8 protein-coding genes are annotated in these 13,345 nt (G+C 66.9%); 4 read left to right on the top strand and 4 right to left on the bottom strand.

Annotated elements, in window-relative coordinates; translation table 11 throughout:
- Positions 1-510 precede the first annotated feature (510 nt).
- Positions 511-1,314, bottom strand: coding sequence for a colicin immunity domain-containing protein (locus KGS77_RS17735; protein ID WP_242582929.1), 804 nt, complete (start codon positions 1,312-1,314; stop codon positions 511-513).
- 500 nt (positions 1,315-1,814) lie between these two features.
- Between KGS77_RS17735 and KGS77_RS17730 the strand changes: the two genes are divergently transcribed.
- Both KGS77_RS17730 and KGS77_RS17725 read left to right on the top strand, forming a co-directional pair.
- Entirely contained in the window at positions 1,815-2,666 is an 852-nt protein-coding gene (locus KGS77_RS17730) for a hypothetical protein (protein ID WP_242582926.1), read from the top strand.
- Positions 2,667-2,959: 293 nt separating this feature from the next.
- Entirely contained in the window at positions 2,960-4,498 is a 1,539-nt protein-coding gene (locus KGS77_RS17725) for an MFS transporter (protein WP_242582923.1), read from the top strand.
- Here KGS77_RS17725 and KGS77_RS17720 read toward each other — a convergent pair.
- From KGS77_RS17720 to eccCa, 3 genes are all read right to left on the bottom strand, one after another.
- Entirely contained in the window at positions 4,487-4,999 is a 513-nt protein-coding gene (locus tag KGS77_RS17720) for a hypothetical protein (RefSeq protein ID WP_242582921.1), read from the bottom strand. The genes KGS77_RS17725 and KGS77_RS17720 overlap by 12 nt on opposite strands.
- A complete protein-coding gene (locus KGS77_RS17715) occupies positions 4,996-5,478 on the bottom strand; it encodes a hypothetical protein (protein ID WP_242582918.1) in 483 nt (160 codons plus the stop codon). The genes KGS77_RS17720 and KGS77_RS17715 overlap by 4 nt, the downstream gene beginning before the upstream one ends.
- 283 nt (positions 5,479-5,761) lie before the next feature.
- Positions 5,762-9,739: a type VII secretion protein EccCa gene (gene eccCa / locus KGS77_RS17710; protein WP_242582915.1), complete on the bottom strand. Its 3,978-nt coding sequence runs from the start codon at positions 9,737-9,739 to the stop codon at positions 5,762-5,764.
- A gap of 185 nt (positions 9,740-9,924) precedes the next feature.
- Between eccCa and eccD the strand changes: the two genes are divergently transcribed.
- Positions 9,925-11,424: a type VII secretion integral membrane protein EccD gene (eccD, locus tag KGS77_RS17705; RefSeq protein ID WP_242582912.1), complete on the top strand. Its 1,500-nt coding sequence runs from the start codon at positions 9,925-9,927 to the stop codon at positions 11,422-11,424.
- 226 nt (positions 11,425-11,650) lie between these two features.
- A complete protein-coding gene (gene eccB, locus KGS77_RS17700) occupies positions 11,651-13,249 on the top strand; it encodes a type VII secretion protein EccB (protein WP_242582909.1) in 1,599 nt (532 codons plus the stop codon).
- The last annotated feature ends 96 nt before the right edge of the window (positions 13,250-13,345 follow it).

The following is a 13,345-nucleotide window of genomic DNA, read 5'->3' as shown; positions in this document are numbered from 1 at the left end:
CACAGATCGTCCAGTAGAAGAAAGAGACGATTTACACTACGCAACACCACGTCACGTTCCTGCGGCGACATCCTTTCCAGCGGATCAGAGAACGCCAGGTCTCCAGGATCAGGACCTGTCCACCCTTTGACTTTCCGGCAGTTGGCGCACCAGTAGTACGTAATGAGAGTGGGGCGTGACTCCGTGCCCGCCCGATAAACATAAGTACGTACAGATCGCGCTCCGCAAGAGGGGCACACCTGCTCGCGAGGCCTTTCGATAAAGAATGGCCGCTCGCTGAGCAATCTGTTAACTTCGGTGTAGCTGAAGCTTTGCATGGATATGCCATTTCGCTTATTTTGTCCGTCGCTGGGATTTTTTCAGCATTCGCTGGCCGTGCTCTTCTCGGCACCTCTTCCGCCCCGCCCCGAACGTTAGGAGATTCTCTCGTCAGGGCGAAACGTTTGTGATGGTGTATTACGCGATGAATGGCTGCTACTGCCTCACCCGGGTCTGGTCTGCACTGAAATATCACTTCTGGCGTACGAGACCATCGAGGACCTCGCGTACTCGCGCAACCAGCTCTTCATCCGTAAGGTCTTCTGGTTCTTTGTAAGCAGGATCGATCGAGTAGTCCTCAAGGGCGCAAAACACTTCATTGAGAGCTACACTGAGTGGAGAACGCACGCGGTCACCTTCTTTCATGGCCCGACGCCGTGCGGCCGTCCAGTCCGCGGCGAAATGGGTAGGGGATATGCGTCCATCTGCGAGAGACCGCATGAGGTTCAACTGCTCGGCCGTTCCGCTCTCGGTAGCCACATCATCGGGTTTCGACCAGGCGCCCTTGCGCGGCGGGAATGATCTGGCAATCTCAGTTAGGCTCGGCCACTTGCTTTCGACTCTCTTTGCGTACCTGGAAAAATTGGCGCGCGCCTGGTCGATACCCTCGGATACAGCCCCCGACAGGAAACGACAGTCGCCTGCGATGAGGGCATAACCAGGCGCTGGGAACAGCAAGGCTCCGTCGAAAGACGATGACACAAGCAATAGGTGACCACGCCATTGCCGCGCAGCCTCCTGCAGAGACGAGACCGATGCCGCCGTGTGCATCACTGGCACGGAGCTGTTCGTATGCAATGGGTGAGCCAACAGCACTTCGTCTGCCCCGCTCTCCCAGCACCCCGCAACCATGCGGCGGAGAGAACCGAGGTCAGTTTTACCGTTAACGGCTAGTGGCGCTACTCGCTTCTTCCCGCTTCTCAGCCAAAGTTGCGCGTAAGAGCTACCCGAGGAAAGGACGTTTCTCGTCACGTCTGCGCCGAGCTGGTAGGTCACTGCCCGATCATCACAATCTTCCCTGGTCGACGATATCTTTGTTCGATGCTGATGGCCTAGTGAATGAAGGCGTTCAGTACCGTCTGATTCCCCTTATCGATGATGGTGGTGAGTATATATCTTGGATGCGGGGCGTTTTCCGTTTCGCGTACCAGTGCTAACATGTCTTCGCTTTCGAGGGCGAATGCGGATGTTGACCAGGGGCCGAGGTCGTCGTGCGTGCATGCGGCGGGCCCTCAGTTTCATTTTGCTGTTTTTTGGTTATATCCAGTTGGGCCACGTACTTCTGCGGATGTCCGTAAAATCCCCTTGAGTGTATTCTGCGCATTTCCCCTCAGTGAGGCGGAAATGGGTGAGGAGCTCAAGAGCTCCGTCCCCAAAACCAGAGCACCCGCCATACCAGCCAGCGATTGATGCCATGCGCTCAGTGCTGGTGAGAGGTTGCGTCGACTGTTCCGAACGCGCCGGGAGGAATATTGCCATGGAGGATGGAGGGCTCGATGGGCCACTCCGGTGATTCTGATGAAGCGATCGCAGTGAGCGCCAGGGGCATCGTGGATGCCATTTCGAAGTTTGGGCAAAATGGAAGGAATGTTGCATTGCAGATCGCACTGACGCGTGAAGTCAAAGCGCAAGTGAATCAAATGATACTGCCGCATATTCCTCGGTTTTGTCTGTCAGGACTTTTCTTGGCTGTCGGCGACTACGCCGACACGGGCGAGCGCGAACGCCAGTATTCAGAAACGTTTGGCAGTCTCGACTGGCTCTGGTCAGGGGACGATGAGCTTCGTTTCAGGAAGACTGACCGGAACTTGCATAGCGCCTTCTTTTCAGTCCCCGAGGTGGTGTGCGAGGACTCGGGTCTTTGTGGAAAATGGTTCCGAGTGAGAGTTGTACACGGGGGTCTCCACGCAACGACTGAGCAGAATTTCGGCTTACCGGCGACAGTCATTCGATGGGCCGACCCGTACGGCAAAGCTTTGGTGTGCCTTGAGGAACCTGAGTCCCGCACGGCAGAGGCGTGCTTCAGGGTCCGCTTCGCGCAGGATGTGGATCTCCTTGCTGCAGACGGGAAGCTCGTCGGTTGGATGCTGAGCAATCCGGCGAAGTACTTGACGGCTTCCTGGGAGTTTCCGCCACACACGCCGCCAGATGACGCTACTGCCAGTCTTCTGAGTGAATACTTGACGATGGTGACGGAAATATTTGTTGAGAGGTTTCAAGATGGCGATGAGGGCGCCCGCCAGGAATTTCGTGAATTCGTGAAAAGGATCACTGATCCTGGCGGGGGTCTACCGCAGAGGCAAACTATCAGTCGCGCCGTTCAAGATCTGGCAGACGAGTTCGGGTGAGAGAGTCCCTCCGAGTGTGGTGAGGGGTGAAGGATCGGGCGCAGTGGGGCGCGCGGCAGGAATCCTTGGTCGGCGGGTCGGTGCGGGATTCATCAAGGCCGGCTGGGGCCTGCGGCGGCGGTCAGTAGCTGGTTGTCAGGGGAATTGGTTCCGGGGGCGGGGGGACGTGGGGTGTTTTACGGTGGGTTGGGTGGGTGAGGGGGCCTGGGAGCCCGTGAGCCCGTGTGTGTGAGACCCCGTACGTGATCGGCCGGCGGAAGTGGGGCGTCATGAGCCGGAGCAGTGTAGGGCGGGTGGAGACCGTTCGTAGCGCTTCTGGGGGCGATCCGCGGCGGTGGTGGGGGCTTGTTGTTATTGCGCTGGCGCAGTTGATGGTGGTGCTGGATGCGACCATCGTCAACATCGCGTTGCCGTCGGCGCAGCGTGAGTTGGGGATTTCGGATACCAATCGGCAGTGGGTCATCACTGCGTACACGCTTGCTTTTGGTGGGTTGTTGCTGCTCGGGGGGCGGATCGCGGATCTGGCAGGGCGGAAACGTACGTTCATGATCGGGCTGGTGGGGTTCGCGGTCGCGTCGGCGTTGGGTGGTGCCGCGACCGGGCAGGGGTTGTTGTTCGGGGCGCGGGCGTTGCAGGGGGTTTTCGGGGCGTTGCTGGCGCCTACCGCTTTGTCGTTGTTGACGACGACGTTCACGGATGGGAGGGAGCGGGGGAAGGCGTTCGGGATTTATGGGGCGATTGCCGGTGGTGGGGCGGCTATCGGGCTGATTGCGGGTGGGTTGCTCACCGAGTATTTGGACTGGCGGTGGTGTTTGTATGTGAATGTTCCGGTGGCGTTGATCGCGTTGGTCGGTGCGGTGGTGTTTCTGCGTGATCGGGTGGGGCGGAGTCATCGGGCGCGGCTGGATGTGCCGGGGGTCGTACTGGGGTGTGGTGGGCTGGTCGCCATCGTTTACGGGTGCAGTGAGGCGCAGCCGCGGGGGTGGGACGACGGGCTGGTGGTGGGGATGCTCGTGGGCGGGGTGGTGGTGTTGGGTGCGTTCATGTGGTGGCAGACGCGGGCGCCCGGTCCGCTGTTGCCGTTGCATATCGTTCGCGATCGGAATCGGGCGGGTGCATTCCTCACCATGGCGCTGGCCACCATCGCCATGTTCGGGATGTTTCTGTTCATGACGTATTACTTCCAGGTGGTGCTGGGTTATTCGCCGGTGAAGACCGGGTTGGCCTATTTGCCGATGACTGTGTCGATCATTGTTGGATCCACGCAGGTCTCGGCACGGCTGCTGCACCATTTGCCGCCTCGGGCCCTGATGGTTCCGGGAGGGCTGTTGGCGGCGGCGGGCCTGTTCCTGCTGACGTTCCTGACGGCGGAGCCCGCGTACGTGTCGCATGTGCTGCCCGCCGAGATCCTGGTGGGCCTGGGCATGGGCCTGATATTCATGCCGGTCATGGCCACGGCCACCGCCGGCGTCGCACCACGCGACTCCGGCGTCACCTCCGCGACCGTCAACACGGCGCAGCAGGTGGGCGGTTCCATCGGTACGGCGTTGCTCAACACGATCGCGACGTCGGCCAGTACGGCGTACATCGGCTCCCACCTGGCGGCGAGCGCGGCACATACGGGCGGCCGGGTGCCGCGGGGCGTACGCGACGGTGTCGTCAAGGACGGTGTGGTGCACGGGTTTACGGTTGCAATCGGGTGGGGCGCGGCGATCATGCTGCTCGCGGCGGTGGTCGCGGGCTTGATGGTGGCGGCCGGGGCTCCCAAGCACGATGCCGGTGCCGGGGCGGCGGAGGACGCACCCGGCGCTGCCGATGTGTCACCGAGGTGAAGTGATGCGGGCGGCGCGGACGCGCGCGGCGTGGGCATGGACCTCGATGGGAGTCAGCGGGACGGATGGAGCGGGTGGCGGGTCGCCGTGGCAAGGGCGGCAGAGGCCGCCGGCGAGTGCTTCGGCCGGGCCGGGGATACCGCAGTCGGTGCACTCCACCATCCACGTAGGGGCGGGGACGGGTGCGAAGGCGCGCGCGGGGGCCGGAGCAGTAGACGGCGGCGTCACTCGTTCGGGTGGGATTTTGCCGGTGAGTCGAGTACGGACGAAAGCGCCCGGGCTGTAGACCGTGGCGGGCAGGCCGGCGGTCAGCGCACACACGAGCTGCCCCTCTCCGGCCCCGCGCGCCAGCCATTCCCCCGCCAGCCCCTCCAGGGCAGCGCATTCGGCGGCCGAAAGGGTCAGCCGGTCGTCGACGTGCCCGAGGCGGGCCAGCGTCTCGTACGCCTGCGAGCGGGCCTCCCGCACAGGGGCGGGGGCAGGCGCAGCCGTCGCGGTCATGGGTGCGGCGGGCTGCCCAGCCGGTACCTGCGCGGTCGCGGCAGCCAGTACGGGAGCCGATGCGGCAGCCAGTACGGGGGGCGCTGCGGGAGTTGATGCGGGAGTTGGTTCTGGAGCCCGTTCGGGGCTCGGTGCGGGGTGCCGTCGTCGCGCAGGAACGTCGCCCACCAGGCGTCGTCGCGTGCCGTACGGGAGAAGAACGTGCGGGTCACGAGCTTGCCGGGGCCCTCACCGGCGCCGAGGTGCACGCGCCGCAGGTGCCCGGCCACCGACAGGTTGCGCAGAGCCGTGGCCACCGCCTGTTGCCCGTACCGAGGTTGGGCCTCTGCCAGGGCCTTGATGCCGATCGCGGCGCCGTCCGGCAGCCGGTCGATGAAGGCGGCGAGATACGCCTCACGCTCGGGCAGATGGCTGAATGTGTCGCGCTGGCGCGGCAGTTGACCGGGGGCGGAGCGTTTTCCGTAACCCGGTCGGGCCATGGGGTGTGCGGACGAGTGCCGGGCAGCGATAGAGTTTGAGTACGCCACGAGATCCCTTGGGTTGATCTTGTCGGTCAGACCCCGGCCGGTGTTGTCAGCACCTGCCGGGGTTGTTTGTTGCCGCGAACGCTAGAGGGTCGGCACGGTCCGTGGCAAACCGACTACCTGGCGTCATCTCGCGCGCTGTGCACGGGAATTGGGAGGGTGGGCGGGTTAAGTTTCCCACCCATTCCTTATATAGAGATCTCAGGTCTCGGGTCTCCGATCACGAGCCCGGCCGGACCTACCCTTCGGACATCCATCCGAGCTGTACCAGCGGCGTGCCGCGCTTGCGGGAGACGAAATGGGCGCGGCCCGGTGGCATGGGATGGGGCCGGACGCTGCCGAGGATGTCGCCCTCGTTCGGGTCGCCGGAGAGGATCAGGCCCTGAGCTCCGAGTTCCATGATGCGTTGGAGGACGGGCTCGAAGAGGGCGCGGGATACGCCGGCGGTGGAGCGGGTGATGACGAAGTGGATGCCGGCGTCGCGGGCGAAAGGGAGTTTGTCGGCGAGGACGGTCAAGGGGTTGCCCGTACTGGTGGCGATCAGGTCGTAGTCGTCGATGAGGACGAAGAAGCGGGGGCCGGCCCACCAGCTACGGTCGCGAAGTTGCTGGGGGGTGACGTCGGGGGTGGGTTCGCGGCGTTCCATGAGGCTCCCGAGGGCTTCCATGTGAACGGTGAGGGCGGAGTCGGTGGGGGCGTATTCGAGGAGGTGGGTGGCGGGAATGGCGTCCAGGAGGGTGCGGCGGTAGTCGCCGACGACGATTTTGGCCTCGTCAGGGGTGTAGCGTTCGGAGATCTTTTGAGCGATATGGCGAAGGGCAGCGGTTTTACCGGATTCGCTTTCGCCGAAGATGAGGAGGAAGGGGTCGGTTTCGAAGTCGACGTAGACCGGCGCGAGGCTGGTTTCGTCGATACCCAGGGCGATACCGCGCTCGGGGAAATCGGAGCCCTTGGGAAGCTGGTGGGCGGGGACCTTGTGGGGCAGCAGGCGGACCGCGGGTGCGGGCGGGCCGGGCCAGGCCGCGGCAACCGTACGTACGAAGTCGGCGGTGGCGTCGGCAAGGCCGTCGGCGGTGTTCGCGGAGTCGGTACGGGGCAGCGCGGCCATGAAGTGGAGCCGGGTGGGGGTCTGGCCGCGGCCGGGGACGCCGGAGGGAACGTTGGCGGCGGTTTTGCGGTCGAATTCGGAATCCATGGGATCGGCCAGGCGCAGTTCGAGGCGGCCGAGAAGCTGGTCCTTGAGGGCCGCGCGGACCTCCATGTGGCGCGATGCGGTGACGATTACGTGGATGCCGAAGCCGAGGCCGCGGGAGGCGATGTCCGTGACGACCGGCTCCAGCAATTCGTATTCGTCCTTGAAGGTGCCCCAGCCGTCGACGAGAAGGAAAACGTCTCCCCAGGGCTGGTCGGAGATATGTCCGTCGGCACGCCGTCTGCGGTAGGTGGCGATGGTGTCGATGTCGTGGGCACGGAAGTACTCCTCGCGGCGGGCCAGGATGCCGGCCACCTCCGCGACCGTACGGCGGATGCGTTCCGGGTCCAGACGTGAAGCCACGGAGCCGACGTGCGGGAGGCCGGTGAGGGAGGACAGCGCGCCGCCGCCGAAGTCGAGCCCGTAGAACTGGACTTCGGCGGGGGTGTGGGTCAGGGCGAAGGCGCCGACGAGGGAGCGCAGCAAGGTGGACTTGCCGGACTGGGGGCCGCCGACCACCAGCAGGTGGCCCAGGGCGCCGGAGAAGTCGTGGAAGAGGATCTCGCGGCGCTGCTCGAAGGGCTTGTCGACCAGGCCGAGCGGTACGGACAGCCTGCCCTCGCCCTGGTAGCCGGATGCGTGCAGCCCACGGTCGGGGGCGGTGGTCAGTGCCGGGAGCAGTTGGTCCAGGCAGGGAGCCTTGTCCAGGGGCGGGAGCCAGACCTGATGGGCGGCCGGGCCCTGGCCCTCCAGGCGGCGGACGATCACGTCCAGGACCGTGTCGGTGAGGGCGTCGTCGACGGCAGGCGTGGTGGATGCGGCGGACGCGGCGGAGGACGCGGTGGCGGAGGAATCCGGAGCCGGGGCGGCGTGGGACACGGGGACCACGGAGGCGGTGAAGAGGGCCGCGCGCTGTTCGACGGGGAGCGGGCCTTCGTTCGCGTGGCCGATGCCGGGGCGATAGGCCCCGGAGACGTATGCGGCCTTGAAGCGGGTCATTTCGTCCGTACCGAATTTGAGATAGCCGGAGCCCGGGACGGTGGGGAGGTGGTAGGCGTCGGGCACGCCGAGAGCGACGCGGGATTCGGCGCCGGAGAAGGTGCGCAGGCCGATGCGGTAGGAGAGGTAGGTGTCCAGACCGCGCAGGCGGCCTTCCTCCAGGCGCTGGGAGGCAAGGAGGAGGTGGACACCGAGCGACCGGCCGATGCGGCCGATCTGGATGAACATGTCGATGAAATCGGGCTTGGCGGTGAGAAGTTCGCTGAATTCGTCGATGACGATGACGAGTGAGGCCAGCGGAGCGAGTGCGGCTCCGGCGGCGCGCGCCTTCTCGTAATCGTGGATGTTGGCGAAATTGCCTTTCCGGCGCAGGAGTTCCTGACGCCGCTGGAGTTCGCCGCGGATGGAGTCACCCATGCGGTCGACCAGGGAGAGGTCGTCGGCGAGGTTGGTGATGACGGCCGCCACGTGCGGCAGATGGGACATGCCGGCGAAGGTCGCGCCGCCCTTGAAGTCCGCCAGGACGAAATTGAGGGTCTCGGAGGAGTGGGTGACCGACAGGCCGAGAACCAGGGTGCGCAGGAGTTCGGACTTGCCGGAACCGGTGGCGCCGACACACAGGCCGTGCGGTCCCATGCCGTTCTGGGCAGCTTCCTTCAGGTCGAGCATGACGGGCCGGCCGTCCTCGCCGATGCCGATGGGGACCCGGAGGCGTTCGGCCTGGGAACGGGGACGCCAGGTGCGGGCGGTCTCGATGGCGCCGGGGTCTCCGAGGTCGAGGAGGTCGGCGAAGTCTAGGTTGGCGAGGAGCGGCTCGCCGTCGTCGTCGACATCGACGCGCAGGGGGGCGAGCTGGCGGGCGAGGGTGTCGGCGCGTTCGAGGGAGAGGAGATCGGGGATGCCGTCGTAGCGGGAGACGGCGGATTCCAGCCGCAGCCGGTTGGGGTGCACCTGTACGGACAGGCCGCCGCGGGGCTCGTCGAGTTCACCGGAGACGACCTCGATGACGGTGACACCCTGCAGACCCTCGGGGGCGGCGAAGGCGGAGTCCGGGGGCACCAGGCCACCGTCCAGGACGAGAACCAGGTGCGGCTGCTCGACCAGCGCGGGGGAGTCGCGGCTGAAGCGTGGGCGGTCCGCGAGCTGATCCGCCAGCAGCGTTTCGATCTCACTGAGGTCGTCGCCGAAGAGACGGCGGGTGCCGGCACCGTCCACCGAGCCAGGCACCTGGGCGTGCGGCAGCCACTTCGTCCACTCCCAGCGCCCGATCGCACCCGGAGCGGCCACCACGGCGACCATGAGGTCCTGAGGTGAGTGAAGGGTGACGAGCTGACCGATCAGGGCCCGGGCCGCCCCGTGGGCACAGTCGGGGTCGCCGGAGACGGTGACGTGGTAGAAGGCGCGCAGCGACACCGCCACCGGCATGTTGCGCAGCGAGCCGTGGGTGGCCAGGAAGCGCTGCATGATGCCCGCGGTCAGTGGTTCGAGCTCGTCGACGGGCGCGGTGTCGGGGGCGATGAGCGCGGTGGCGAGCTGCTGGGTGCCCAGACCGATGCGGGCCTGGGCGAAGTCCGCGTCGCCGATCCGCCGTTCCCATACGCGGCTGCCCTCGGCGACCACCGCCCACAGTTGGTCGGGGCCGGGGTGGAGGTAGTGCTGGGCGTCGCGCTGGGCCAGTGCCGTACGGCGGATCCTGCGCCGGGTCTGGGCCAGGTACCTGAGGTAGTCACGGCGACTTTGCGCCATCTCTCCCTGCGTACCGCGGCGGTGGCGGACGACCTGGGCGATGACCATGCCGATCGTCGAGACCAGCATCAGCGCGCCCATGACGCGCATGAACGCGGGCATGCCCGGCATGAAGAAGAAGACCACCGACGAGCCCATGCCGATCATCGGCAGGAGCTGCATCAGCACGCCCTCCTGCTGTCCGCGCGGCAGTTCCGGCGGCGCTTCGAGCCGTAGCTCTCCACTGGGAACGTCCGGCGGAAAAACTCTCGGCGGGCGCTTGACGACAATCTGGCTCACCAGGCACCAATCCCTCATTACGGGCAGGCGCAATCCTTACCCACCGCCCCCTGGCGACGGCACCCCCCGCACCACGCGATCCTACTGCCGACTAATGTGACCGACGGGGGAAGGGATTCGCGGCACGACCGGTCAGGACCGGACCCGGTGGTGAACAACCCGGCGGTGAACAGGGGAATCCGAAGATGGCAACGAGCGTGGGCACCGGCTTTCGCCGAGTCGCCGTGGTCGCCCCCGACAGCCGTATCGACGTGGCCCTGCCCGAGAACATCCCGGTGTCCGACGTCTATCCGCAGATCCTGCGGCTGACCGGCCAGACCCAGCCCGCGGACGCGCCGACCGGCTACTACCTCTTCCGCGGCGACGGCACCGCCCTGGACAGCTCCCGTACGCTCGCCGACCAGCGCGTGGTGGACGGCGAGATGCTGCACCTGAGGCCCTTCGCACAATCGCTTCCGCCGACCGTCTTCGACGATGTCTGCGACGCCGTGGCCTCCGCCGTCACCCGGGACCGGCGGCTGTGGAACGACGGCATGCTGCGCGGTGCCGGCCTGGCCGGTGTGGGCGTGCTGCTCACCCTTCTCGCCTTCGTGCTGTGGAGCGCCGACCCCGTACGGCACGACATGCACGGCCTGCCGGGCGTAATCGCGGCCACGGCCGGGCTGCTGTTGGCCGCGCTCGCGGGCGTACGGGCCCGGGTCTACCGCGATCAGCCGTCCGCCGTCGCCCTGGGCCTGGGGTCGCTGCCGATCGTGCTGTGCGCGGGCTCGGGGATCGTCGGCCCGGACAGCGGACAAGGGGCCGGACGGCTGCAGTTCCTGCTCGGGTGCGTTGCCGTGCTCGTCGTCTCCGTGGCGCTCGTCGTGCTGTCGGCGCAGGGTGACGCGCCGTTCATCGCCGCCACCTTCGTGGCGGCCATCTGCACCCTCGCGGCTTTCCTCGCCATCGTCACGGAGGCCACGGCGACCCAGGCCGCCGGCGTCTGCGTCCCCGTGGCCATCGGGCTCATGGCTTTTCTCCCTGGACTCTCCACGCGTCTGGCGCGCCTGCCCATCGGTTACGTCACACCACGGAGCCTGGCCGAGCGCGACGCGGAGACGGACCCGCGTGGCAGGGATGTGCCCGGCTCGAACACCGGCCCGGACGCCGGCCCCGAAGCGGTCGACGAGCAGCGCATCGCCGCACAGGCCCGCCGCGGCCACGAGCTGCTGTTCGGGCTGCTCGGTGGCTGTTGCGCGGTCGTCGTCGGCGCGGCGGCCGTCCTGGGTTTCTCGGCGTCGGCGTGGGCCCAGCTCCTCTCCCTCGCGGCCGGTCTGACCACGCTGCTCAGGGCCCGGCTCTTCCGCTACACCGCGCAGGTCGTGTGCACGCTGGTTGCCGGGCTCGCCGCGTTGGCACTGCTCGTACTGGGCATGGCCGTCAATCCGCCGACCGGCGCGCTCACCGACTTCCTCGCCGGTGACCGGGCCGCGACGGACCTCCGTACCCTGTGGCTGTCACTCGCGCTCGTCGGTGGCGCCGCGCTGCTGACGTTCATCGCCCTGACCGTCCCGAAGCGGGGCCTGACCCCGTTCTGGGGGCGAGCCCTCGACATCACCGACGGGCTGCTCCTGCTGTCCCTGATGCCGCTGTGCCTGGCGGTGCTGGATCTGTACAGCCGGGCCCGCAGCATGACCAGCGGGTGAGGGCCTACGGCGTACGGGGCACGGGGGCCGCCGGCCATCGGTCCCCGTACGGCGAGAATCCGGTCTCCGTATGGCGAGAATCCGGTCTCCGTGCGGCGAGAACGGTGAGAACGGCGGGCGAACGGCACAGCGGCGGGTGCTCCTGCCCGGCACCACTGCCCGGGGCGGGAAAGACAAGTCCGAACAGCCGAGTACGAGTAAGGGTCGCAGGGGGAAGCTCAGCACCATGGCATCACGGCGGGACGAGCTCAACGGCTATACCTTCGCCAAGAAACGGCTGGTGGCAGCCTTTTTGCAGCCCTCGCCCGACCGTACGGACGAAGGCGCTCCCAACCCCCTGCGCGCCGTTCTGCCCGGCCTGGTCATCGCCGCCCTCGTCCTGGCGGGCTTCGGCGCCTGGGGCATGTTCCGCCCCAAGGCCCCCAAGGGCTGGGACACGCCCGGCCAGCACGTCATCGTGGGCAGCAAGTCAGCGACCTTGTACGTCGTCCTCAACACCGGGGGCAAGCGGCAACTGCACCCCGTCCTCAACATGGCCTCCGCCCGCCTGCTGCTGAAGACCGACCGGTTCGACCTCCTCAAGGTCGACGAGAGCGAGCTGGACAGCGGCAAGATCCCGCACGGCCCGACCCTCGGCATCCCCTACGCACCGGACCGTATCCCCGAGGCCCAGGAGGCGGAGAGGAGCAAGCGCTGGGCGGTGTGCGAGCAGCCGGGCAGCAACGGCAGGTCCGTACAGAAGGCCACGTTCCTCCTCGCCGACCGCGACGCGGGCAAGGTGGACGGCCCCGGGCGGCTGAGCGGCGGCCAAGTGCTCTACGTACAAGAGACGGGCGGCACGGAGGCCGCGCGCTACCTGATCGACGCCAAGGGCACCAAGTACCTCATCGACGGTGGCCGTGACACCGAGCTCCTGCTCCGTGCGCTGGTGGGAAGCAGACAGCCGCAGCAGGTCACCAAGGACTGGCTGGCCACCTTCCACGACGGCACGCCGATCGCCTTTCCTGACCTTCCCGGAACGGTCGGTGAGCCGGCCGGTATCCAGGGCCTGGCCGCCCGGGAGAACCGCGTCGGTGTGATCCTGCGTGCGACCACGGGCGCCGGTGCGCAGCAGTACGCCGTACTACGAGGCAAGGTCGTGCCGGTCTCGGACTTCGTCGCCCGCCTGCTCCTGTTCTCCAAGCAGACGGCCCCGCTGGAGCAGCGCAACCGGCCGACCGAGGTGGATGCCCAGTCCTTCACCCCGGAGACCGGAAGCCTCTTCGCGGAAAAGCAGTGGCCCCAAGCGGTGGCCGAGCAGGCCAACGCCACCACGGCCGGGGGCGAGGGGGGCACGGTGTGCAGCGTCCTGCGCTCGGTGTCCAGGACCGGCGGCACGGAACTCAGCACCTGGGCGGGGACGAGCTACCCGCAGCAGATCGTGAACGGTGGCACCAGCGCGTACGTCACTCCCGGCACGGGCCTGTTCTACAAGCAGATCCAAGCCGGTGACGTGGACTCGGGCGCGCACTTTCTCGTGACGGACACGGGCTTGAGGTACGGAGTCCAGACGAACAACGACAGCAGTGCGAAGCAGTCGGGTATTGGCGCGGACGGCGAGGACAAAGACGGGTCGCAGGGGTCGGGGCAGGGGCCGGGGGAGGGACCGGAAGCGGGGCCGGGGTCGGGACCGGGACCGGGGAAGCAGCAGGAGTCCCACCAGGCGCAGATCCTGCTCGGCTACAAGGACATCAAGCCCGCCCTGGTGCCGGCGAGCTGGTCGAAGTTCCTGCCGATGGGGCCGCGGCTGGACACCAATGCCGCCCGACAGCCGCAGGGCTCGTAAGGAACGGGGGGTCCAAGGGTGGGGAGGAAGCGAATCGCGGCGCGGACCGCGGTCGTACCGCTGGTTTGCATGCCGCTCGTTTACGTGGCGGTCGCG

The sequence above is a fragment of the Streptomyces sp. MST-110588 genome (assembly GCF_022695595.1).
GTDB lineage: Bacteria > Actinomycetota > Actinomycetes > Streptomycetales > Streptomycetaceae > Streptomyces.
The sequence above is the reverse complement of the archived record's forward strand: the minus strand, read 5'-3'. Positions and strand labels throughout refer to the sequence as shown.

Excerpts from the sequence above, each read along its gene's own strand:
- eccB (WP_242582909.1), top strand. The coding sequence starts at position 11,651 with ATGGCATCACGGCGGGACGAGCTCAACGGCTATACCTTCGCCAAGAAA.
- KGS77_RS17730 (WP_242582926.1), top strand. The coding sequence starts at position 1,815 with ATGGGCCACTCCGGTGATTCTGATGAAGCGATCGCAGTGAGCGCCAGG.
- KGS77_RS17720 (WP_242582921.1), bottom strand. The coding sequence starts at position 4,999 with ATGACCGCGACGGCTGCGCCTGCCCCCGCCCCTGTGCGGGAGGCCCGC.
- KGS77_RS17715 (WP_242582918.1), bottom strand. The coding sequence starts at position 5,478 with ATGGCCCGACCGGGTTACGGAAAACGCTCCGCCCCCGGTCAACTGCCG.
- eccD (WP_242582912.1), top strand. The coding sequence starts at position 9,925 with ATGGCAACGAGCGTGGGCACCGGCTTTCGCCGAGTCGCCGTGGTCGCC.